21 protein-coding genes are annotated in these 23161 nt (G+C 69.8%); 3 read left to right on the top strand and 18 right to left on the bottom strand.

Features of this window, described 5'->3' with window-relative positions; genetic code table 11:
- Positions 1-21: 21 nt before the first annotated feature.
- Together AC16DP_RS32310 and AC16DP_RS32305 are read right to left on the bottom strand one after the other, a co-directional pair.
- Positions 22-981 carry a UDP-glucuronic acid decarboxylase family protein gene (locus AC16DP_RS32310; RefSeq protein ID WP_329728086.1) on the bottom strand — a complete coding sequence of 320 codons (960 nt, stop codon included), beginning with the start codon at positions 979-981 and terminating at the stop codon, positions 22-24.
- A gap of 28 nt (positions 982-1009) precedes the next feature.
- Positions 1010-1192 carry a ribbon-helix-helix domain-containing protein gene (locus AC16DP_RS32305; RefSeq protein ID WP_043408044.1) on the bottom strand — a complete coding sequence of 61 codons (183 nt, stop codon included), beginning with the start codon at positions 1190-1192 and terminating at the stop codon, positions 1010-1012.
- A 28-nt stretch (positions 1193-1220) separates the two neighbouring features.
- Between AC16DP_RS32305 and AC16DP_RS32300 the strand changes: the two genes are divergently transcribed.
- Positions 1221-1841 carry a hypothetical protein gene (locus AC16DP_RS32300; protein ID WP_329728073.1) on the top strand — a complete coding sequence of 207 codons (621 nt, stop codon included), beginning with the start codon at positions 1221-1223 and terminating at the stop codon, positions 1839-1841.
- A gap of 7 nt (positions 1842-1848) precedes the next feature.
- Here AC16DP_RS32300 and manA read toward each other — a convergent pair whose 3' ends face one another.
- From manA to AC16DP_RS32220, 16 genes are all read right to left on the bottom strand, one after another.
- Positions 1849-3048: a mannose-6-phosphate isomerase, class I gene (manA, locus tag AC16DP_RS32295; protein WP_329728072.1), complete on the bottom strand. Its 1200-nt coding sequence runs from the start codon at positions 3046-3048 to the stop codon at positions 1849-1851.
- Between the two features lie 51 nt (positions 3049-3099).
- Complete coding sequence (locus AC16DP_RS32290; RefSeq protein WP_329728071.1) at positions 3100-3993, bottom strand: SPOR domain-containing protein; 894 nt, start codon at positions 3991-3993, stop codon at positions 3100-3102.
- 152 nt (positions 3994-4145) lie between these two features.
- The gene (gene mnmA / locus AC16DP_RS32285; RefSeq protein WP_329728070.1) at positions 4146-5192 is read right to left on the bottom strand and encodes a tRNA 2-thiouridine(34) synthase MnmA; all 1047 of its coding nucleotides are present in this window, start codon (positions 5190-5192) and stop codon (positions 4146-4148) included.
- Positions 5193-5303: 111 nt separating this feature from the next.
- Positions 5304-6578 carry a CCA tRNA nucleotidyltransferase gene (locus AC16DP_RS32280; protein ID WP_329728069.1) on the bottom strand — a complete coding sequence of 425 codons (1275 nt, stop codon included), beginning with the start codon at positions 6576-6578 and terminating at the stop codon, positions 5304-5306.
- Positions 6579-6643: 65 nt separating this feature from the next.
- Complete coding sequence (locus AC16DP_RS32275) at positions 6644-7387, bottom strand: SDR family NAD(P)-dependent oxidoreductase (protein ID WP_329728068.1); 744 nt, start codon at positions 7385-7387, stop codon at positions 6644-6646.
- 89 nt (positions 7388-7476) lie between these two features.
- Positions 7477-7803 carry an antibiotic biosynthesis monooxygenase family protein gene (locus AC16DP_RS32270; RefSeq protein ID WP_329728067.1) on the bottom strand — a complete coding sequence of 109 codons (327 nt, stop codon included), beginning with the start codon at positions 7801-7803 and terminating at the stop codon, positions 7477-7479.
- Positions 7804-7830: 27 nt separating this feature from the next.
- The gene (locus tag AC16DP_RS32265; RefSeq protein WP_329728066.1) at positions 7831-9015 is read right to left on the bottom strand and encodes a helix-turn-helix transcriptional regulator; all 1185 of its coding nucleotides are present in this window, start codon (positions 9013-9015) and stop codon (positions 7831-7833) included.
- Between the two features lie 154 nt (positions 9016-9169).
- The gene (locus AC16DP_RS32260; RefSeq protein ID WP_329728065.1) at positions 9170-10435 is read right to left on the bottom strand and encodes an iron-containing redox enzyme family protein; all 1266 of its coding nucleotides are present in this window, start codon (positions 10433-10435) and stop codon (positions 9170-9172) included.
- A 33-nt stretch (positions 10436-10468) separates the two neighbouring features.
- Positions 10469-11662 carry a DUF2817 domain-containing protein gene (locus tag AC16DP_RS32255; protein ID WP_329728064.1) on the bottom strand — a complete coding sequence of 398 codons (1194 nt, stop codon included), beginning with the start codon at positions 11660-11662 and terminating at the stop codon, positions 10469-10471.
- Complete coding sequence (locus AC16DP_RS32250; RefSeq protein ID WP_329728063.1) at positions 11659-12444, bottom strand: SDR family NAD(P)-dependent oxidoreductase; 786 nt, start codon at positions 12442-12444, stop codon at positions 11659-11661. Before AC16DP_RS32250 ends, AC16DP_RS32255 begins: the two co-directional genes overlap by 4 nt.
- Before the next feature lies 1 nt (position 12445).
- A complete protein-coding gene (locus AC16DP_RS32245) occupies positions 12446-13759 on the bottom strand; it encodes a hypothetical protein (protein WP_329728062.1) in 1314 nt (437 codons plus the stop codon).
- Between the two features lie 33 nt (positions 13760-13792).
- The gene (locus AC16DP_RS32240) at positions 13793-14617 is read right to left on the bottom strand and encodes a GNAT family N-acetyltransferase (protein ID WP_329728061.1); all 825 of its coding nucleotides are present in this window, start codon (positions 14615-14617) and stop codon (positions 13793-13795) included.
- A 17-nt stretch (positions 14618-14634) separates the two neighbouring features.
- Positions 14635-15738 carry a hypothetical protein gene (locus AC16DP_RS32235; protein WP_329728060.1) on the bottom strand — a complete coding sequence of 368 codons (1104 nt, stop codon included), beginning with the start codon at positions 15736-15738 and terminating at the stop codon, positions 14635-14637.
- Positions 15739-15880: 142 nt separating this feature from the next.
- Entirely contained in the window at positions 15881-16867 is a 987-nt protein-coding gene (locus tag AC16DP_RS32230; RefSeq protein ID WP_329728059.1) for an amidohydrolase family protein, read from the bottom strand.
- Positions 16860-17129 (bottom strand): phosphopantetheine-binding protein, encoded by a 270-nt coding sequence (locus AC16DP_RS32225; RefSeq protein ID WP_483956913.1) that lies wholly within the window; start codon positions 17127-17129, stop codon positions 16860-16862. Before AC16DP_RS32225 ends, AC16DP_RS32230 begins: the two co-directional genes overlap by 8 nt.
- Positions 17113-18729, bottom strand: a complete 1617-nt coding sequence (locus tag AC16DP_RS32220) for an AMP-binding protein (protein ID WP_329728057.1) — start codon at positions 18727-18729, stop codon at positions 17113-17115. Before AC16DP_RS32220 ends, AC16DP_RS32225 begins: the two co-directional genes overlap by 17 nt.
- A 207-nt stretch (positions 18730-18936) precedes the next feature.
- On the opposite strand from AC16DP_RS32220, the gene AC16DP_RS32215 reads away from it, so the two are divergent.
- Both AC16DP_RS32215 and AC16DP_RS32210 read left to right on the top strand, forming a co-directional pair.
- Positions 18937-20907, top strand: a complete 1971-nt coding sequence (locus AC16DP_RS32215) for a serine aminopeptidase domain-containing protein (RefSeq protein ID WP_329728056.1) — start codon at positions 18937-18939, stop codon at positions 20905-20907.
- Positions 20904-23161, top strand: a 2258-nt coding sequence (locus tag AC16DP_RS32210) for an AMP-binding protein (protein ID WP_483956912.1), incomplete at its 3' end; no start/stop codon positions are given. The genes AC16DP_RS32215 and AC16DP_RS32210, both read left to right, overlap by 4 nt.

Below are 23161 nucleotides of genomic sequence, written 5' to 3'. Positions count from 1 at the left end.
TGAGAAAGTTTGGCGCGAAAGTTAGGGGGTGGAGCCCCTTCCGGCAACCGATCGGAACCAGCCAATCGTCTCCCGCAGACCCTCCTCCAGGGGTACCCTCGGCTCCCACCCGAGCAGCTGCCGGGCCCGGGTGATGTCCGGACGACGCTGCTTGGGGTCGTCCTTGGGCAGCGGCTTGTGGACGATGTTGCCTCCCCCACCCGCCGCGGCCCGCACCGCCTCGGCGAACTCGAGCATGGTCATCTCGCGGGGATTCCCGATGTTGACCGGCTCGATGACGTCCGAGAGGGCCAGCCGCACCAGGCCGTCCACCAGGTCGCGCACGTAGCAGAAGGAGCGCGTCTGGGTGCCCTCGCCGAAGACGGTGAAGTCCTCGCCGCGCAGGGCCTGGCCCACGAAGGCCGGCACCACGCGCCCGTCGTTGAGCCGCATGCGCGGCCCGTAGGTGTTGAAGATGCGGACGATGCGCGTCTGCACGCCATACGAGCGGGCGTACACCATGGTGAGCGCCTCGGCGTAGCGCTTGGCCTCGTCGTAGCAGGCGCGCGGGCCGATGGGATTCACGTTGCCCCAGTAGTCCTCGCGCTGCGGGTGCACGTGCGGATCCCCGTACACCTCCGAGGTGGAGGCCTGGAGGAACACCGCGCCCTTGGCCCGAGCCAGCTTCAGCCCGTTCTCCGTGCCCACCGAGCCCACCCGCATCGTCTCCAGCGGCAGCTTCGCGTAGTCGATGGGCGAGGCCGGCGAGGCCATGTTGAAGACGTAGTTCACCGGCCCGTCCACCGAGAGCCCCTCGGTGATGTCCTGCTTCACCAGCTCGAAGCCCGCGCGGCCCCGCAGGTGCGCCACGTTGGCCTCGGCCCCGGTGATGTAGTTGTCCACGGACACCACGCCCGCCGCGCCATCGTCCAGCAACCGCTCGCACAGGTGCGAGCCCACGAAGCCCGCGCCTCCGAGCACCACCACCCGCTGGCCCTTCATGCTCTTGCTCATGCTCATGCCCCGGCGCTCAGCTCAGCTCGTCGAAGGAGGCCTGCCCCGGCAACTGGGCTTTGTACTTCTCCAGCACGAGATCGATCCCCTGCCGGATGTACTCGGCCACGGGAACCTTCGTCTTCTGGTTCAGCGCCTTGAGCAGATCGTTCTGCTCCGGCGTGATGTAGATGGTGGTGCTGATCTTCTTTCGGGCCATGGCGATATGTGAAAATATATGGACTTACATGTCCCTTGAAGCGCTGTTTTCGAGCCTTGTCGTAAAGCCCTCGAAGCGCCGGTGGGTGGTGGGGCTCGCCCTGGTGGGTCTCTGTGGGTGCGCGTCCGACAAATCCGTGAAGAAGCCGGAGGAGGCGCAGGCGAAGGAGGAGGTGGCACCCCAGCCCATCCGCCCGGCGCCAGCCGCCAACGAGCAGGTGACGGAGAAGGACACCAACGCCGATCAGAAGCCGGACGTGTGGGTGTTCACCGTGGACGGGCGGAGGGTCCGCAAGGAGCTGGACATCAACTGGGATGGCCGGGTGGACCTCACCACGTACTACGACGCCCGCGAGGAGCGCGAGCGCGAGGCGATGGACCTGGACTTCGATGGGAAGGTGGACTCGGTCTACTTCTACGAGAAGGGCATCAACGTCCGGCGGGAGCGCGACCTGAACGGGGACGGCAGGCCGGACGTGTGGATCTTCTACGAGAAGGGGCGGCTGGCCCGGAAGGAGCGGGACTCCAACGGGGACGGGCGCGTGGACTACTGGGAGTACTGGGAGAACAACCAGGTCGATCGCATCGGCGAGGACCTGGATGGCGACGGCAACGTGGACAAGTGGAGCCGCGGCACTCCCGCCGAATGACCTGGCCTCAGAGGCCCGAGGTGGCGCGGTAGACGACGCCCTCGCCCTCGAGCGTGTAGGCCCCCTCGGCCGCGCTCACGAACACCGAGGCACCCCGGGGCAACGCGAGCGTCTGGCCCCCGGCGGACAGCCGGGCGGAGCCCTCGGTGCACAGGAGGATCTCCGGCCCACGCCGCCGCGGCTGGGCGGACACCCCGGGGCGGAGCTGGAAGCGCGAGAGGCGGAACTCGTCCGTGGGTGTGGGGTAGACGAACTCCACCCCGTCCGTGGTGGCCGCCGGGACCAGGCCGATGGGGCCGCACCGGAAGTCCAGCACGCGGAGCAGCTCGGGGACGTCCACGTGCTTGGGCGTGCACCCGCCGCGCAGCACGTTGTCCGAGTTGGCCATGATCTCCACGCCCACGCCGCGCAGGTACGCGTGGAGGTTGCCCGCGGACAGGTAGATGGCCTCGCCCGGCCGCAGCCGCACGAGGTTGAGCATCAGCGCGCCGATGACGCCGGGATCACCCGCGTAGAGCTCGCCGAGCCGCAGGGCCCACCGCAGCTCCTCGGCGAAGCGGCCGCCCTTCCCTTCGTGCGCCGCGCAGGCGGAGACCACCGCGTCCACCAGGGGCCACCGCTGCTCGCGCGGGAGCGTCATCAGCGCCTCGAACATGCGCGCCACGCCCTTCGCATCGGGCGACGCGCGCAGCGGGGCGAGCAGCGGCTCGAGGGCGGCCACGCCGAGCGAATCGAAGAGGGCGAGCGTCTCGTCGGCGCTCCGGAAGCCACACAGCGCATCGAAGGGCGTCAGCGCGCAGATGAGCTCGGGCTTGTGGTTGGCGTCCTTGTAGTTGCGGTGCGGGGCGCCCACCGGCACGCCGAGCGCGTTCTCCCGGGCGAACCCCTCGCGGGCCTGGACGAGACTCGGATGGGTCTGCAGGGACAGCGGGGTCTCCGCCGCGAGCACCTTGAGGAGGAAGGGCAGCTCGGCGCCGAACCGGCGCGTCACCTGCTCACCAAGCTCCCGCTCCGGCGAGCTCCGGATCGCCTCCAGCAGCGTCACCCCACCCGTCGGCCGATTCACGCGCGACGGGGCACCCGGGTGGGCTCCCATCCACAGCTCCGCCTGGCAGGCGGCGGAGGGCGAGGGTTGTCCGAGCAGCTCGGCGATCGCGGTCCGCGAGCCCCAGGCGTACGGCTGGATGACGTTGTCGAGGAGGTCCATTCAGCGGCGCCCATAGCACTCCGGGCGCCGCCCCGCCATGCACCGGCGGTCTCAATTCGCGGCGACGAAGGCCTGGATCTGCGTCTCGCGCTTGAAATCCGACAGGTAGCGCGACGCGGCATCCTTCGAGGGGAAGCTGCCCATGCGGACGCGGTACCAGGTGCCCTTGTTGGGGACCTCGGCGGTGACGATGTACGGGGCGTAGCCACGGTCCCGGAGCTTCGCCGCGAAGCGCTCGGCCTCCGGACGGTTCTGGAAGGCGGAGATCTGCAGGGTGAAGGCACCACCGGGAACGGCCTCGGTGGGACGCTGGGTGGCGCGGGCGATGGCGTCCTTCAGACCGCCACCCTGGGGCGGCGTCGTGGTGCGGGTAGGCACGGGAGCGGCCTCCACCTTGCCCGGCACGGGAGCGGGCTTGCTCTCGGCCACCTTCGTCTCGACGGGCTTGGGCTCCGGCTTCGGCTCGGCGGCCTTGGGCTCCGGCTTCGGCTCGGTGGCCTTGGCCGTGGCGGGAGGCGCGTAGTCGTCATCCGTGGGCGACGCCGTGGGCTCGTCCGCGGAGGCCTCGGCGACCTGGGGCTCGGCGGCCTGGGGCTCCGGCTTCGGCTCGGCGGGCTTCGGCTTGGGTGCGGGCGGCGGGATGGCAACCGTGACGGTGCCGGGCTTGGAGGCGTCGGAGCCACTCTTGCGGGTGAGCTCGTCCTGGAAGGTGAGCGGCTGCTCGGCCTCGCGGGCCTGCTGGAGGGCCTGGGCGTTGGCGTCGAGCGCGGAGAGCAGATCCGGCGCGGCGGCGGTCTGCGCGTTGCCGGCGAGCTTCTTGCCGACCACGACGCCGAGCACGAATACGGCGCCCATCACGATGATCCCCGCGATCAACAGGCTGACGATCTGCCTGTTGTCGAGCGAAACATCGAACTTCTCCTTCATCCGGTGGGCATCGCGCATGACGTGGTGTTCCTCGCGTGTACGGCGCCCCGGCGCGGCCACACGAGTGTCGCGGCCTGTAGCGTCGAGGTGGGCCGGAAGGTACGCCCCGCCTACAGGCCGGTCAAATTCAGTGCGCGCACAGCGTCACGCCCTGGCTGTTGCGGCGAGGCTCAAACAATCCACCCACCGCCGAGGACTTGATCCCCGTCATACACGACGGCTGCCTGGCCGGGCGTCACGGCGCGGGCCGGAGTGTCGAGGTGGATGGACACGAGCCCATGCGCGGAGACACGCACGCGGCCGGGAGCACCGGGGTGACGGTGGCGGATGCGGACCATCACGGACTTCTCGGGAGGCGGCGGCCCATCCACCCAGTGGGGCTGGAGCAGACCGAAGGAATCGCGCGAGGTCTCATCCGCGGGGCCCACGACGACGCGGCGGGACTCGGGCTCGATGCGCTGGACGTAGCGGGCCTCGCCGCCCCCGAGGTTGAGGCCGCGGCGCTGACCCACGGTGAAGCGGTGCACCCCCGCGTGGGTGCCGAGCACATGGCCCTCGGTGTCGACGATCTCCCCGCCCTGCTGGGGGCCGGCGACCTTCTCGACGAAGCCGGCGTAGTCGCCATCGGGCACGAAGCAGATCTCCATGCTCTCGGGCTTGTGGCTGGTGGGGAGGGCATGGCGCTCGGCGACGGCGCGGACCTCGGACTTGGTCATGCCCCCGACGGGGAACAGGACGTCGGTGAGCTCCTGCTGGCCGAGCGTGAAGAGGAAGTAGCTCTGATCCTTGGCGGCATCGACGGCGCGGCGGAGGAGGAACCTACCGTCCTGCTGCGCGACGCGGGCGTAGTGGCCGGTGGCGAGCCGGGCGCCGAGGGCACGGGCCCGCTTGAGGAGGAAGTTGAACTTCACGTCGCGGTTGCAGGCGACGCAGGGGATGGGCGTCTTGCCCCCGAGGTAGGACTGGACGAAGGGACTGACGACCCGGTCCTTGAAGAGCTCCTCGGCGTTGGCGACGTAGAAGGGGATGCCGAGCGTCTGGGCGACGGCGCGGGCATCGTCGATGTCATCGGGGCTGCAGCAACTGCCGCACTGGGCCTTGCCCTCATAGGACCAGACGCGGAGGGTGATACCGATGACCTCATGACCCTGCTCCTTGAGCAGGGCGGCGGCGGCGGAGGAGTCCACCCCACCACTCATGGCAACGACGACTCGCATGACGCCCCTATCTACACGCCGGCCGGTCCAGGTGCGACACAATGTGCCTGCCCCCTCTCCCTCTGGGAGAGGGTTGGGGTGAGGGTCTACTCCCCTGCCCCGCGGACAACCTCAGGACCCACGGGCCCGCTGCCATCCCAGCAACAGCTCCTTCAACTTCTCCGCCTCATTGAGCGAAGGCTCATCGAGCACCCGCTCGAGAAGGAACCGCGTCGCCTCGCCGACGATGGGAGAAGGCCCGGCGCCCAGGGTGGCCATGATGGCGCCGCCATTGAGCGCGAGCTCCTTCGCCGACAGTGGAGGCTTCGACGCGGCGATCACACGCAACCGCCCGATGAGGGTATCCAGCTCGGGAAGCCGGACCGGCTCCCTGGCCTGGATCCGGGCCCGGGCCACCGAGGTCAACGCCTCGACATTCGCGAGCCCCACCTTCGCCAGGAGCCGGCGGAGCGCGGGATCCGAATCCCCGGCATGCCGTTCGAGCGCGGCGTGCGAGATCAACAGACGCACCCGCTCGATGGTCTTGGTGGGGAACTTGAGCCGGACGCCGATCTCCTCGGCCTGCCGAGGGCTGACGAGGTCGGCGAGCAGGGCGGCGAGACGGATCTCCACATCCACGGGCTCGGCGGCGGCGGCGGCGCGGGCGATCCGTGCGGCCCCGGCATCGGCGCGGGCGAGCTCGGGGAGGAACACCTCGAGCAACCCGGTGGTGGCGAGCAGCTCGAGCCCGAAGGCCTCGCGCTTGGAGAGCAGCAGCTTGACGAACTCCTCGCGGACGCGCTCGTGGGCGACCTTGCGGAAGACGGGGAGCGTTTCGGGGATGGCGGCCTGGGTGCCGGGATCGAGCGTGAAGTCGAGCACCGCGGCGAAGCGCACCGCGCGCATGGGGCGCAGCCCGTCCTCGGAGAAGCGCTCGATGGCCGAGCCCACGCAGCGCACGACGCGGGCCTTCAGGTCCTGCTGGCCACCGAAGGGATCGGCGAGCTCATGCGTGAGGGGATTCCACGCCATGGCGTTGATGGTGAAGTCGCGGCGGGAGAGATCCTTGACGATGTCCCGCTCGAAGGTGACGGCGGAGGGGCGGCGGCCGTCGTGGTAGTCGCCCTCGCTGCGGAAGGTGGTGACCTCGACGTGGGTGCTCTCCTGGACGACGGTGACGGTGCCGTGCTGGATGCCGGTGGGGATGACCTTGCGGAAGGCGCGCTGGACCTCCTCGGGGAGCGCGCTGGTGGCGACGTCGAAGTCCTTGGGGTGGACACCCCGGAGCGTGTCACGGACGCAGCCCCCGACGAGGAAGACGGCGTGGCCCAGCTCATGGAGGCGGGCGATGACGTCCAGGACGGGGCGCGGGACGTCGGCTTCGAGGAGGGAGGCGGGCGTGGTCATCGGAGAAATGCCCCCGGGCATGGGAAAAACCCCGCCTTCGAGAACACTGGTCGGGCGGGGACATCCTATTCCAGCATGCGCCCTCCATCCACCGCGAGGATCTGCCCGGTGATGAAGGTGGGCCCGGTGAGGAAGAAGAGCACCGCCTCGGCCACGTCCGACGGAGCGCCGATGCGCTGCTGGGGGATGCGGCGCCGGAGTGTCTCCAGCAGCGACGGCTTCATCTGCTCGGGGGGCAGCACCGTCCCCGGCGCCACGCCGTTGACCCGGATGACAGGCGCCAGCTCCAACGCCAGACACTGCGTCAGGTGGGCCAGCGCGGCCTTCGTCATCCCATAGGCCGAGTAGCCCCGCCACGGTGCGAGGGCCCCGCCCACATCGAGGATGTTGATGATGTCCCCACCTCCCCGGGCCAGCATTCCCCGCGCCACCTCCTGGCTCAGCAGGTACGGCGCCCGGGTGTTCAGGGCCCAGCACGCTTCCAACGAGGCCTCGGGCGTCTCCACGAAGGCCGCCCGATCGAAACGAGCGGCGCTGTTGACGAGGATGGAGAGGGCACCGAGCTCGCGCTCCACCTGGGACACCAGGGGAGCGATGGACTCGGAACGCGAGAGGTCCGCCTGGAACACCCGGGCCCGGCCTCCCGCCGCTTGGAGGGTGCCCACCACGGACTCGGCCTCGTTCCGGGAGCCATGACAGTGCACGGCCACCGTGGCCCCGGCCCGGCCCAGCGCCTCGGCCAGCGCCCGGCCCAGGCGCACCCCGCCTCCCGTCACCAACGCAACCCTGCCCGCGAGTCCCTGTTGCATCACCGTCGGCTCCTCCTGCCCGGTGCGAGGGCCCGCTGGATGCGGACCCGCCCGGGCGTGGGAGCCGGCCTCGGAGCGGCCCCGCGGGCCTACAGCGAGAAACCGTACTCCCGCTCCACCACACAGACGCGCGTGCGATACGCGCGGTACCACCGCTCGCGGCCGAGCTTCTGGGCCGTGCGGTGCTCGGCGACGGCCTTCCACGCACGCACCGCTTCCATGTCCCGCCAATACGACACGGTGATGCCCAATCCCTCCGAGTCCCGGGCGCTCTCCACGCCCAGGAAACCCGGCTGCGCATCCGCCATGGAGAGCATCTCCGTCGCGGTGAGCGCATAACCCTCGTCCACCGGCATCCGAATGGACGTGAAGATGACCGCCACGTAGGGCGGCGAAGGAGTGCTGGCGATACCCATGGGGCGAAATTGCCAGCCCCCAGGCGCTCAGCGCAACGTCCAGAAGCTGGCCGCGAGCATGCTGCGGTTGTCCGCCCCACACTTCTTGAGGATGTGAGACATGTGCAGCTCCACGGTGCTCTTCTGGCAGCCGAGTGCCCCGGCGATCTCCTTGTTCGTCTGCCCCTGCACCGCCAGCGCGACGACATCCGCCTGACGCGCGGTGAGTCCCCACAGGTGCCGGGCCGCCTGCAACCGCTGGCGGAAGGCCTCATCCTCGTTGCGCAACACGGCCGGCTGCTCCCGGCGAGGCTCCAGCACGCCCACCAGGCTCTCGGCGATGAACGGCATCAGCTCGTCCAACAGGGTGGCCGAGGCCTCCTCGAGCCGCTCCTGCACATGCCGCACCTCGATGCGCCCCACCGTGCGCCCGCCCGTCTCCAGCAGCAAGCAGCTGCGCTGGCCTTCCCGCTCCCACTCGCCGGCCGAGCACAGCAGCCGCATTCCCTCCCCCTCCTCCCCCAGCACCCAGAGCTGCGCGCCACTGCACCCGAGCTGCACCCGGCTCAGCTCCACCACGAAGCGCGCCAACGCCTCCGCCCGGGTGCAGTGCGCGAGCACGCGCGCCGCCTGGAGCACCTCGGCCCGGGAGGTGAGCTTGTTCACCCGGACGGCCTCGGGATGCGGGTGTCCCCCGGCCCGGAAGGCCCAGGTGGCCGCGTCGTTCGAGAGCCCTTCCGCGTGAGCCAGTCCCTCCACCTGCCAGCCAAACAGCTCGAGCGTCCGGCGGACATAGCCGCCAATCCAATCACACAGCGCCGGCTCCCCCTCCCACTCCGCCAGCCTCAACTCGAGCGTCCCGTCCTCGTGCTGCGAGTCCCACCGGCCCACGTCGAACATGCGCCGCCAGCACAGGTCCAGGTTGCGCACCGCGAAGGACGGCCTCGCCAGGTGGAGCACCCACCGCTGCGCTCCCAACAGCTCCCGGTCCGCCGTGAAGCGGCCCAGCTCCCCCATGATGAAGCCGCTCCCGCGGCCGGTGTATTCACACAGCGCGCGGAGCAGCCGCCGGAAGAGGCCCAGGTCGTACCAGCACGCGGGCACCGGCTGCAGCACGCCTGGACGGCCCGCCGCCGGCAAGCCCTCCACCTGCATCCTCCAGGCGTCTGGACCGAACCGTTCATGCACGAAGTGCTTCGTGTGCTGCAGGAGGGAACCCTTGACGAGGCTCATGATGATATATCAATCCAGACGGAGGAAAGGGATGCCTCCGGGTCTCCCTCTGCGACACCGGAAGCATCTTCATGATAGGACATACCCGACCGGGCGGCCACCAGCGCCGCCCACGAGCCGAGAGGCTCACGTGAGCCATTGAGGCAATGAACCGTCAGTGATTGGCCGGACCCTGCTCCTGGCGAAGCACCGTCTGGCCGAGCTGGTGCAGCAGGGGCAGGTTCGTCCCCGTGAGGTAGAGCGCCTTCTCCCCGCCGGCGACGTGCTGGTGCCAGTTCCAGGGCGGGACGTAGAGCGCATCCCCCGCGCGCCACTCCACGCGCCGGCCCTCGATGATGGACCAGCCCGAGCCCTCCAGCACGTAGATGAGCGACTCGTAGGCGTGGCGGTGGTTGGACGTCGCCTGGCCGGGCGCCAGCTCCCCGACGCTGAAGCTCACCGAGCGCGAGGGCAGCGTCACCTCGTACACCGGGTGCCCCCGCGAGCGGCTGAACGCCTCCGCCACGCCCTCACGCCCCACCTGCCGGTGGATGAGCGTCTCCAGCGCGTGCTCCACCGGCCGCGGCTCCAGCGAGTCCCGGTTGCGCGTGGTGTCCACGAAGCCCGACGAGCCGCTCCGGGTGACGCGCGGCATCTCCCGCGCCCGGTACAACAGGCTGTCGTAGAAGCCCGCCCGCAGGTTGAGCGCCATCAACGCGCCCGTGCGCAGCAGCGCGCGCTGGGCCGGGTCTTCCGCCATCTCCTCCGCGATGCCCAGCAACACCTCTCCGTGATCATCGTCGATCTTCTGGTGCAGATCGAAGAACACCCGATCCCTGGGCGACACGTCGATGTATGTCTTGATGGCCTCCAGGATGGGCGTGTACACGCGGCGGACGATCAGCTCCGTGCCAATGCCCATCGCTCCCACCGCGACGGGCGCTCCCAGCGAGCTGCAGCACTGCAGGAAGAGCTGGCTCCACTGCACGGCCTCGTCGCAGAAGGGATTCGCCCGCAGCCAGGCCTCGTCCATGTTCAGCGCCTCGAGGTAGCGCCGGTAGAGCACCGGATGGGGCACGTTCTCCACCCACTCCAGCTCGATCCCGTGGCGGCGCATCAGCTCCGCCTCGTCCGGGCTCACCCCGTGCGCCTCCTCCAGCAGGTTGGCCAGCAGCGCGCGCCGGTGCTCCGAGCTGTCGAGCTGCGAGATGGTGGCCGTCAGGTACCGTTGGAAGTTGATGCTGTAGGCGTAGTACTGGTGCGCGTAGTCCCGCAGCGCGCCCACCGGATCCGGCAGCTCGCCACTCGCGAGCGCCCGCAGATAGGGGTGATTGACCGCCCGGTGCGCGCCCACTTCCCGCTCGAGCTGCTGGACGAATTCCCGCGCTCCGGGAGTGCGAGAAGATTCGGAACCGGTGTCCATTCGGTGTTCGTTCATCATGTGGATTCCTGGATGATAGTGAGTGATCTGACATCAGACCGGCCAACCGGGAATCCGGTGGCCGGGCACTTCGACAGACATTGACAAGGATTGAGAAACCGACCGCGGGCGGGCCGTGGGCACGCCCTGGAGCCGGCACACGTCGGCCGCCCGGTGCAGCAGCGCCAGCCCCCGCTGCACGGCGTTCGCACGCCAGCGCGGGCTCGAGGGCGCGAAGACCTCGCGGAGCACCGCCTTCACGCACCGGCGGCGCACGCCCTCTTGTCCCCGGAGCCAGTCCCGGTTCTCCGCCCGGAGCGCGAGCAGCACCACGGGCAGCGGATAGGTGCCGAACTCCGCGATGAGGAGCTCATAGGCCCCGGGCGAGAGCAGCCCGGCACACCACGGGCCCAGACCGCCCCGCTTGCGGTACGAGATGCCCCTCTTGGGCTCGCTGGGCTCCACGAGCGACTCGCCGAAGTGCCTGCCGAACCAGTGCAGCTCGGGCGTCTCCCAGTCGTGCTCCAGGATGAGGCGGTAGCCGCCCCAGGGACCGAGGCCGCTGTGGAGGTCCACGTGCAGCACCTCGGTGGCCCCGCCGAGCCAGCCGCGCAGGTGCGTCTGGAGCAGCGTGCCCGTGGGCGACAGTCCGGTGCCTCCGAAGAAGAGGCCCCACGAGTCCTCGTACTGCCCGCCCGCCACCGCGTCACGCGAGCCCGCCTGGCCATGGCGCGCCACACAGCGCAGCAGGTTGAGCGGGAAGAAACCGCCGGAGGGCGCCGCGGCGGACAACCCCAGCAGCCGCTGCACGTCCCAGTAGGCCTCCGGCACACCGCGGTACTCCTCGGAGGGCAGGAGGAAGTTGCGGTTGAGGTCCACGTTGTGCTCGTCCGTCCGCCGGAGCATGTGGAACCCGAAGGGGTTGAGCGCGTGGACGAAGACGAGGCGCAGGCCGCTGGCGCAGGCGCGATCCACGGCCAGCCGCTGGAGGAAGGCGAGCTGGAGCGCCGAGCCGAGGAAGCCCTCCACGCCGTGCAACCCGCTGGTGACGAGCAGCGCGCGCCGGGCCTCCACCGTGCCGCCCACGGCGACGTCCACCGTCAGCTCGGCACCAGGCGCGGATGACGGCATCGGGTAGCAGTGGGCCTGGAAGCCCGCGTCCGCGCACGCGGCCCGGAAGCGGTCGCGGGCCACGGCGTAGTCCGGCGAGAACAGCTCCGCGCCGGAGGTGGTGCCCGGGCCGCTCATCCCCGTCCCTCGCTGCTCACCCCCGCGCTGGCCAGTCCGCCCGCCAGCTCCCCTCCGTCGATGACGAGCGCCTGCCCGTGGATGTAGCGGGCCCGGTCCGAGGCGAGGAAGAGGAAGAGCTCGGAGATCTCCTCGGGACGCGCGTGGCGCCGGAGGGGAATCCTCGCGTTCACCTGCTCCAGCATCGCGGGCGTGTACTCACGCTCCTGCATCGGCGTCATCACGTAGCCGGGGCAGATGGCGTTGACCCGCACCTTCGGGGCCAGCTCGATGGCGAGCGAGCGGGCCAGCTCGATGACGCCCGCCTTCGAGGCGTTGTACGAGGCGTAATAGGGGTAGCCCACGAGCCCGTTGGTGGAGCCCATCAGCAGCAGGACGCCCCCCTGCCCCGCCATCATCCGCGTGGCCGCCTCGCGCGCGCAGAAGAAGACGCCATCCAGGTTCACGGAGAGGACCCGCCGCCACTCCTCCGGGGAGATCTCCAGGAAGGGACGCCGCACGCTGATGCCGGCGTTGGCGATGAGCACGTCCACGCCCCCCAGCCCCCGGTCCACGCCCGCGAAGGCCTCCCGGAGCGAGGCCGGCTCCGACACGTCCGCGGCGAAGCCACACGCGCCGGGCCCCAGCTCCTCCAGCACCCGCCACAGGGCCTCCTCGTCCCGGTCGATGATGGCCACCCGGCTCCCCGCGCGGAGGAACGCCTCGGCCGTCACCCGGCCAATGCCGCTGGCCCCGCCGGTGAGCACCACACGCCTGCCTTCCAGATTGTCGCTGCCCGTCATGTCAGCCCTCGTAGGTGTAGCGGATGTCATTGCCCATGCCCGCGGCCCGGCGGATGACCGGCTCCAGGTGGCTGCCGCGCGAGTCCGCCGCCAGCCCGTGCTCCGCGAGCAGGTGGCGCGCCTCGTCCACGTCACCGCCGAGCACGGCGCGCATGAGCCGCCCGGCCACCTCCGTCACGCCCTTCTGGAAGCGCTCCTGGGTGAGGCGCAGCTCGCCCCGCTCCGCGTCCAGGGAGACGAAGTCCTTCTTCACCAGGTAGGAGAGCACCAGGTGCGCGGCCTCGAAGTCCGGGTGGATGGCCTGGTCGCCGCGGCCGAGGAAGCGGAGCATCTCCGCCAGGTAGAAGCCCATGGGCGCGGCATGCCGTGCCTCCTGCCGCCACGGCCCGTGCAGCGCCAGGTAGCCGAGCACGTCGCTGAGCGCCTCCTGGAGCGCGTAGGAGCGGGCCGTGCCGAGCTCCTTCAGCCTGGCGAAGGCGGCATCCCGGTGGCGCCAGTAGTGCCCCACGTCGTGCCCGCGGAACCAGGTGAGCGCCACCATCGGATCACACACGTCCTCGTCCGTCACCGGCAGCTCCGGACACACGCGCCGCAGCAGCGGAAGGCTCAGGCAGCGGATGCGCTCCAGGTAGATGTTGTGGAAGAGGAGCGTCTTGCGTGGCTTGAGCTTGCGGTGCCCCTCGTCCTCGGGAAGGAAGTAGGTGAAGTGCTTGGGGAAGCCATTGGCCTCTCCGCCGCAGAGCACCAGCCCGCTGACGGTGTAGGAGGGAATCTCCGCCAGCTCCAGCCCCTCCAGGCCGAGGAGCTTCTCGTAGTAGGCGCGCAGCGCGCCCAGCTCCACCTCGAGCGCGCGGACGCGCCGCGTGAGCCGCTCGTCCTCCAGGGCGACACAGGTGGAGTGGAGATAGGCGCCACTCTTGCCGGGCCAGGTGACGAGCGGTCCGCAGAGCACCACCAGCCGGTCGTTCGTCGCGCGGGCCAGGGCCGTCGCGGCCTCGCGGGTGTCCTGGCGCCGCAACCCCGCGGCCCGCAGACGCAGCAGCTCCGCGATGTCCTCGTCCGGGCAATGGCCGGCCGCGGCCTCCAGGGCGAGCGCGGACTGCTCGAAGAGCTGCCGCGCCAGGTCCTGGTCCACCATGGAGCCATCGTTGCGCTGCAGCGAGCGGAGGGTGTTGGCGAGCCGGGCCAGGTAGACGAGGTGGTGCCAGCCCTGGGGAAGGTACTGCTTGAGCGCGGACAGGTTCAGCCCCAGCTCGGGGATGTTCCTGCACCCGTCCGTCGCCCAGAAACTGCGTTCGACGTCATCGAGGATCATGGGCGTGCTTTCCAGAAGTGAGGTGCGGTTGGCTCAGGCGGCCTTGCGCTCGGCCCGCCCACGGCTCCCCCGCAGCGCCTTGCCCAGCTTCTTGGTGGTGAGGGAGAGCAAGATGCCCGGCAGCGACAGCCGGGCCAGCACGAGGAAGGCATCCACGGGCCGCAAGTGCTGGCGGAAGTAGCGGTTGATGTTGTCGTCGTCGCAAGTGGGCAGCTCGCCGTAGAGCGCGTCCAGGTTGTCGTACGCGCCCATCACCCGCAGCGAGGGCGCCTCCAGCTTGTCGCTCTGCTTGAGCCACGCGGCGAGCTGGCGGCCCATCTCCTGGACCTTGTCCGGCACCGGCGTGGAGAGGCTGGGGAAGGTGTTGCGCTCCCCCGCCACCTTGTAGAAGGACTGGTAGACGACGGGGTTCTCCGTGCGCATGGAGACGTAGAGGCCCCGCGGTCCCGCGCGCAGCATCTCCGTCAGGAGGAACTGGCTGAACAGCCCCGTCATGATGCCGGTGTTCTGCAGCTCGGGGAGCACCCCCGTCGAGTCCAGGTACAGACACGTCTGCCCGGCCAGCGTCAGCCGGTGGTAGCCCGTCCAGCCGACGACCCGGTCATCCGCGCTGTGGATGAAATAGAAGCGGGTGATCTTGTCCAGGTAGCCGTCGAGGGAGCGGTCGCGCCAGTAGGGCGCCATGTCGGCGCCGAAGGCGAGCGTGGAGACCTCGCGCAGCGCGCCGTAGATGGCCTGCTTGTGCGGGGCGTCCAGCGCGAAGGGCGGTGCCCAGCAGGCGCCCCGGTAGCCGCGCGAGAGCGGAAGGAGGGTGGGTTTGACGTTGAAGGGACGGACGATTGCGGAAAAGGAGGTCATGGCGTGGCTCCGGATGCTCAGGGGGTGGCCTTGGCGGACACGGTGGGGGTGGCCTGGCCCGGGACGAGTGAGGGCCGCAGGCCGAAGAAGACGGTCGACGCCACGAAGTGACCCAGCCACAGCATGGTCATCCACATGGGGAAGAAGATGAAGAGGATGGGCAGGCTTGCCTGGGTGGCGAAGCACAGCCCCATCCACGTGAGGAGCGACACCGCGCTCATCAGGGCCGTATTGGTGGCGAGCATCGTGAGCAGCCGCTGGTACGAGAGCTCCAGCACGGCGCCGCGCGACGCCTGCATCACCCCCACCACGGCCCCGCCCGTCACCGCGACGAGGAAGGCGCCGAGCCACGCCCGGACGAGCTCCTCCGTCACGAGGCCGATGGCGCCCAGCTGCTTCCAGAAGAGCGTGCCCACCAGCAGGCCCAGCAGCAGGCCCGGGACGTTGTGGGACACACGAGACCAGTGCCACGGCTCGGGGAAGCTCATGTGCTTCGCACCGCCCGGGGCGCGCAACAGCGGAGGCAGCAGCAGACCGGTGACCTTCTGGTACTCGCGGTAGACGTCCTTGACGAGGAACACCATCCGCCTGTCGTAGAGAACGGTACCGATGATGTTGGCGACGTTCGCCGCGATGGCCAGCAGCAGCAGGCTCGCCGTCATCCGCGGAAACGCGAAGAACATCGGGAAGAAGGCGGTGTGCACGGGGAAGCGCAGCCAACGCCGCGTGCCCACCTTCCACATCTCCATCGGCGGCGGCTTCGCGTTGTGCATGCGCGCCAGCACCGCCGACGAGCCGAACGCCATGCCACAGTCGTATTCGAAGAGGTGGATCTGGAAGTACCAGGCCCAGGAGGCCACCAGCGTCACCCCCGCCACCCAATACCAGACCCCTTGCAGATCCCAGATGACGATGGGCACCTCGCGCCAGAAGACGCACGCCATCAGCAGGTACGAGACGTTGATGAAGGACTGCACCCCGCGCCAGGCAATGGGATCAATCCCCGTCAGCCTCTGGATGATGGCCTTGAGGCGCACCATGGCGATGATGGAGTGCTGCACCCCGAAACCGGCGATCAACGCCAGGTCGATCAACAAATCCAGCGCATACTGTGAATTCATGAGCGCTCCCCGGGGCCGGGTTGGGCGCGAGTCCCAATGACTCGCAAGCCTCTGTTCCTGGCAGCAGATGGAATGCCTCGCGGCCCCGTTTTGCGCGATTGTTTGTACTTTCCGGAAGGCCGCTCGTACATACCAGCGAGCCCTATACAAGGAAGCCTGTATGGGGTTCGCCAGAGTCCCCCGGGCCACCCGCTCGGCGGCCCCGGAAAAGGCGGGCCGCGTTCTCCCGCAGCACGAGCCTCAAATGGGGCCCCGCGAGGAGCTCCCGCGCCACCTCCAGGAAGGACTCAAGGTGCTCGGCCTGGCGGGCATCCTCCTGGAAGACGGGCCAGTCCGTTCCGAAGAGCAGCTTGTGGGCCGGTGCGCTCCGGAGCAGGTGACTCAATCCCCTTCCCTCGCTCCGGGCCCCCTCCTGGAACCCACTCACGTCCGCGTAGACGTTGGGCCGGAAGGAACAGAGCATGGCGCACTCGTCGACATGGGCCGTCGCGGCGTGGGCCAGGATGAAGTTGACCTGGGGGAACAGGCGCGCGGGCTCGTCGACGAAACCCGGGCGCGCGGGCTCGAAGTCCAGATGGGACGAGGTCGGCCCCATGTGCAGGAGCACGGGGACATTCCAGGCCGCGCAGAGCTCGTAGAAGGGATGCAGGAGACGGTCATCGGCCCGGTAGCCGCATGGAGGATAGAGCTTGAGACCCCGGAAGCCGTACTCCTTCAGCCCACGCTCGAACAGCGCCAATCCATCGCGGCCCCACCGCGGATCCACTCCCGCCAGGACCTGGAAGCGGCCCGGATGCCGCTCGAGGATGCGCCGGTGCTCGATGAACATCTCCTCGATGGTCAGCTCGCAGTCCTTCAGGCGGTACGTGAAGTCCGGGAGCAGGAGGACACTCCAATCGATGCCCGCCTCGTCCATCTGGCGCACCAGCTCGTCACAGTCATGGTCTCCCAGCGCCTCCAGCGCGCGCTCCACCAGGCGTCCGGGCTGGACCGGCACCCCCAGGGCCTCGTGCATCACGGCGATGTTGCGGATGGCTCCCTCCACGAAGGAGCGAGGGATGAACCGCCGCGAGGCCGCATGACAATGCGCATCCACCACCCCCGGCAAAGCCGCGGCCGGCTCACGCATGGCCCGTCTCACGACGCCACGCCGCCCGGGCCATCCGGCCGAGCTCCAACAGCTCACCGACCGTTCGGACCGAGCCGAGCCGCTCCTGCAGCGGCTCCACCGGCACCGGGTAGCGCTCGAGAAAGCGGCCCACGATGATCACCAGATTCAACGAGTCGATTCCCAGCTGGCGGAGCGTCGCCTCGGGACGAACGCGCCGGGCCCTGTCCGGCGGCACGGTGTCCTCGATGACGGCGAGCAACTCCTCATCCTCGGCTGACATGGACATGCTGTGCTTCCTCTCCCTTTCGCTCGGAGGTCCGCCCCCGTGGTGACAACAGTTCCCGGAGCGCCCGCCGGTTGAGCTTGAGGTTCTGGGTGAGCAGGCCATTGCCAGGGGTGAAGGGCTCCCCGCTGAACACGACACGCGTCAGCTCCTGGCCCGCCAGCTCCCGGACGAGCCGCGCCAGCTCCCGGCGTGCCGTCTCCTCGCTGCCCCTGCCCTCCTCCGAGAGGTGGACGGCGCAGGCCAGCCCCGTCTTGCCCTCGGGCAGGAGAGCCACCTGGTGGATGAACGGGAGGCCCATCAGCTCCCGTTCGATCAACTCCGGGTGGAGCTTCCGGCCATCCCCGAGCACGAGGACGTTCTTCTTGCGGCCCAGCAGGTAGAGGAAGCCGTCGCCGTCGAAGCGGCCCAGATCGCCCGTCGCGATCCGGCCTCCCCCCAGGTACGTCTCCGCGTTGGCCTCGGGCCCGAGGCTGGCATAACCCGCGGTGAGCGGCACATCTCTGTGCACGATGATCTCCCCGTCGGAGGCGAGCTCGATCCGGACGCCGGGCGCAGGCCGCCCGACACTGCCGGAGCGCGTGGCCCGGGGCGTGTTGCAGGCGATGATCCCACACTCCGTCATCCCATACGCCTCGAACAGGGGCAGCTCGAGGGCCGCGTACAGCTCCAGCGTCGTCCGGGCGACGGGCGCCATGCCGGTGATCATCAACCGCATCTGCCCGCCCAGCTCCGCGAGCACCCCGCGCCGCAGGGGGGCGAGCACCCTCCGGCGCGCTCCGGCCAACGCGCTCCCGGGCGGGAGCCGGGCCATCACGCGCATCAACCACCGGAGCGGCGCGGAGCGCGTCACCCTCCGGGCGATGGTCTCGAAGAACAGCGGTGGCGCGAGCAGGACGGTGGGGCGCGTCCGCTTCAGCGCGGGCAGCAGGTGTACCGGCTCGACGAGGACGAACGAGATGCCGTACCAGAGTGCCGAGTAGACGAGGAATCGCTGCTGGAGATTGGACACCGGCAGGAACATCAGGACGGTGTCGGAGGAGTCGAAGGAATAGGTGTCCCGCAGCTCGTCGATCACCTGCTCGAGGCCGGAGCGGGGCACCGAGATACACCGGGGAGTCCCGGTGCTCCCCGAGGAGAAGACGCGAAAGGGAGTGGTCCACCCCCGCCCCGCTCCCGGCGCACCACCGCCCCGCAGGGGGATCGGCTCGCGCGAATCCGCGGCCACGACCCACCCCAGGTGGACGGAGCGGGACACGGGCGTGGCGTGCCCCAGGAAGAACAGCACCGCGAGCTCCTGCTCCGCCGCGAACCGCTCGAGATCCCCCTCGAGCTGCGCGGCCGTGAGGGTGACGATCTCGCAGCGGAGCGACACCAGCGCGAGATCCAGGACGAGCCACTCGTAGCTGTTGGCCGCGAGCACGCCGACACGCATGCACTCGCCGAGCCCGCGGCGGCGCAGCCAGCCCACCTTCTCCCGCACGTCCTGCTGCAATTGAGCGAAGGAATGGCTCACCAACCCCATCCGGCCCCAGGTGGTGATCCTCGTCGCGGGATGATCACCCAGACACTCCACCAGTTTCATGAGCTCAGCCAATGTCTGGGACTCCCCATGGATCGGGACCCACCACCGATACGCTGGCGGCCATGGGTTTTCAATACAGGCTTACCCCATACATGGAAACCCGGGCCCGGGCTCTCGCATTGACGAACCAGGAAATGGGTTGTTAGTGTCTGACAATCTTCTCACAAAGACTCATCAATCCCCGGGGCGTCCCCCTGGCGGGCATCCCCGGGACAATCCATGCCAAGAACGATTCTGGTAGCGGACGTCGACAAGCCCCTCGGTGGGCTGCTGGCAGCGTGGTTGCTCGCCACGAGCCGGGACACCGTCGTCTGCTGGGCCCCGGATGCACCGGGCACGACGAAGGACGCGCTCGAGCAGCGGCTGCGTGCCCTCTGGGCCGGGTCCACGCCCGGCGCCCGGATGCCCCTGCCCGAGACCTTCGCCCTGGGTCTGCGATCGTTGGAGGGACTCCCTCGCGAGCAGGAGCGGTTCGACGAGGTCTGGAGCCTTGGACCCACGCAGGGCCTCACCCTGGCATGTGATGGCGCCCCACCCTCCGCGCCGCACCGGTTGCTCGCCCTGCTGCATGGGCGGCCGGTGGGCGCCTTCAACCATGTCAGCACCCTCCACGTGGCCGGAAGCAAACCCGGGACGATCCGGGAGGAGCCCTTCGACGCGGAGTACCCGGCGAACACTCCAGACGAGGACGCCGAGCGTGCCGCGGAGCGGGAGGTGGTGGCGTGGTGCCGGGAGGCTGGCATTCCCTGCCGGATTTTCCGTCCCGCGATGCCATTCGGTATCCCGCTCACCCACCACACCCCGGGTGGGCTCCAGGGTTTCCTCGCGGCGCTCTTGCGCTTCAAGGAGCTCCTCGACGCCAAGTCGCCCAGCTACCTCCAGCAGCGCTCCCTCCGGCTCGTGGCCGCGCCAGGGGCCAGCCTGGACATCATCGGGGTGGAGCAGGCCCTGGAGTGGATGTGCCAGCTCTCACGCGACCCGGCCCTGCTGGAGGGCTTCTTCCACCTCGTGAGCCCGGAGACGTGCGCGCTGGAGCAGTTCGGCCAGCACCTCGGAGCGGTGACCGGGTTGAAACCCGAATGGGTGGGCGGCGGCATGGCGCTCGATCCGGCCGAGACCCTGTTGCGCGCCCGCACCGCGGCCTTCGAGCCCTACCTGACGCAGCCCAGGCACTTCGACAGCACCCGTGCCCGTCAGGCCGCTCCCGGCACCCGGGCGGCGCGGGACACCCGAGGCGGGTGGGAGTCCTTCCATTCGCAGTGGATGGCCTCCAGGCGGGAATCCCACCACGAGGCCGCGCGAGCACTCGAGACGCTGGAGCGGCGCACGCTCGACGCCGGGGACACTGGGCCCATCGAGTACCAGAGCGCGGGGAGCGGCCCGGTGCTCGTCTGCATCAATGCCGCGAGCCAGGGCCTCACCGTCTGGGGCCGGTTCCTCGCGCACTTCCTGAGGAGCCACCGCGTCATCTACTGGAGCCCTCGTGGTGTGAAGGAGCAGGTGGCCGTGCTCGAGCGCATCCTGGAGCAGGAGCGGGTGCGCGAATGCCGGCTCATCGCCTGGTGCAGTGGAGCCAGGCTCGCGCTCGAGCTGCTGAGCCGGGGAACCTCCGCCTCCGCGATGGTGCTGATCACTGGCTCCTACTCGCCCCTCCCGGGGCTGGAGCGGCTGGAGACGGCGTTCCAGAAGACGCTGCGGCGCATGTGCCAACTGGTGAGCCAGCGGCCGGAGATGGCCTCGCTGGTCAGGACCTCCATGGTGTCGATGCTCGCCCATGAGCAGACACCGCCCCCGGGCTCACCCCAGGGCGGACCCGAGAACGTCCTGGCCACCCCCAGCCGGGAGCTCCGGCAGGCCATCGCCGAGCCGTTCAACGATGTCCGGAGCATCCGTCACTACAGCCTCCAGGTACTCGAGGAGTCCTCCCGCGACATCACGCCCCTGCTCGGGAAGGTGACGGCCCCGGCCCTGCTCATCAGCGGGGAGTTGGATCAGATCGTCTCACCCGAGCTGTCCAGGCGGGTGGCGGAGCGGCTCCCGGCCGCCCACTCCGTGCAGCTCCGGGGTGCCACCCACTACTGCCTCCACGAGAACGCCGAGCAGTTGATCGGCCTCGTCGAGAGGTTCTTCGAATCCCCACGAAACTTCCGCCCCGCGGCGCGGCCCCACGAGCAATCCCTCTACCTATGAAACCGTATTTCCTGAGTGGCCCCCCCACCCTGGTCGAGCTCCTCGAGGAGCACGCGTCCCGGAATCCATCCCAGCACCTCTTCACCTTCCTGGAGGACACGGAGGGCGAGGAGAGCAGCGTGACCTACGGGGAGCTGGACCAGCGTGCGCGGATGATCGCCGCCTCGCTCCAGGCGATCGCCGCGCCCGGTGAACGGGTCCTCCTGCTGTATCCCCCCGGGCTCGAGTACATCGCGGGGTTCTTCGGCTGCCTCTATGCCGGCCTGGTCGCGGTGCCCGCCTATCCGCCGGATCCCCTGCGCCTGGAGCGCACGCTGCCCCGGCTCCGCGCGGTGCTCCAGGACGCACAGGCCTCGGTGGTGCTCACCACCTCGTTCATCCAGTCGGTGGGCGAGAGCCTCTTCGAGCAGGCGCCGGATCTCGGGGCGCTCCGCTGGGTGGCCACCGACGGGCTGAGCGAGAGCGCCGCGGACACCTGGCTCCGGCCCCACGTGGAGCCGGAGACGCTCGCCTTCCTCCAGTACACCTCCGGTTCCACGGGAATGCCCAAGGGGGTCATGCTCACCCACGGCAACCTGATGCACAACCTCGGGCTGATCTCCCACGCCTTCCGGCTGAGACCCGACAGCTCCAGCGTCCTCTGGCTGCCGCCGTACCACGACATGGGGCTCATCGGCGGCATCCTCTCGACCCTCTACGCGGGGATGAGGACGACGCTCATGTCGCCGCTGAGCTTCCTCAAGAATCCCTTCCGGTGGCTGGAGGCCCTCTCCCGCTCCAGGGCCACCGTCAGCGGCGGCCCCAACTTCGCTTTCGATCTCTGCGTCCGCAAGGTGACCGAGGAGCAACGCCAGCTCCTGGACTTGAGCCACTGGGAGTTGGCCTTCTCGGGAGCCGAGCCGATCCGCCCCGAAACACTCGACCGGTTCACCCACGCCTTCGCGTCCCGTGGCTTCCGCCGGGAGGCGTTCTACCCCTGCTACGGGCTGGCCGAGGCGACCCTCATGGTCTCCGGCGGAGAGGTGTCCGCCCCGCCCATCCTGTACGCGGCGAGCGCGGCGGCCCTGGAGCGCCACCAGGTGGAGGACGCCCGCCCCGGACAGCCGGACGCGCGGCTGCTGGCCGGATGCGGCCGGACGCTGCGAGAGCAGGAGATCCTCATCGTGGATCCAGCGTCCCTGGCGCGCTGCCCCGCGGGCCGGGTGGGAGAGATCTGGGTCAGCGGTCCGAGCGTCGCACGGGGCTACTGGCGCAAACCCGAGGAGACCCAGCGGATCTTCCAGGCGAGGCCCTCGGACGGAGGCGAGCGCGCCTATCTCCGGACGGGAGACCTGGGGTTCCTGAAGGACGGGGAGCTCTTCGTCACCGGCCGTCAGAAGGACATCGTCATCATCCGCGGGCGCAACCACTACCCGCAGGATCTGGAGCAGACGGCGGAGCGGAGTCACCCGGCACTGCGGCCGGGCTGCGCGGCGGCGTTCTCGCTCGAGGTGGAGGGAGAGGAGCGGCTCGTGCTCGTCCAGGAGATCGACGTGCGCCGGGCCGGAGATCTGCGCAAGCAGCTCGAGGCTGGTGAAGCGGCGGCGGCGGCCATCCGCCAGCGGTTGGCCGAGGTGCACGAGGTTCAACTCCATGCCCTGGCGCTGATCGAGCCGGGCAGCATCCCGAAGACCTCCAGTGGGAAGATCCAGCGCAGGGCGGCCCGGGAGATGTTCCGCGCGGGCGAGCTGCGCCTCGTGCTGCAATGGTGCGAGACGGCCCGCCGCGAGGAGCAGGCCCCGCCAGCCCCCGAGCCGGCACCGAGCCTCCGGGACACGGTGGAGCCCGCGGAGCTGGGGACGGTGGATGGGCTCCAGGCCTGGCTGGTGGCATGTGTCGCCGAGCGGTTCCAGGTTCCCGTGGCCTCGGTGGATCCCTCGCGGCCCGTCACCCGCTACGGCCTGGACTCACTGGCCGCGGTGGAGCTGGCCCACACGTTCGAGAAGAAGCTGGGCGTCTCCTTGTCCATGGAGCGCCTGCTGCAAGGCCCCAGCCTCACGGAGCTGGCGCGGCAACTCTTCGCCCTGCGTACCGCGGCGGCCGGACAGTCCGGACCCCAGCTCCAGCGTCTTCCCCGAAACGGTCCGCTGCCGCTGTCATTCGCGCAGCAGCGGTTGTGGTTCCTGGAGCGGATGGAGCCCGGCAGCGCCCGCTACAACCTGCCGGCGGCGGTACGCATGGAGGGCCCCCTGGACGTGGCCGCCCTCGAGCGCGC

The organism is Archangium sp., from assembly GCF_057119385.1.
Note: the sequence above shows the minus strand (reverse complement) of the source record. Positions and strands in the feature narration are given on the sequence as shown.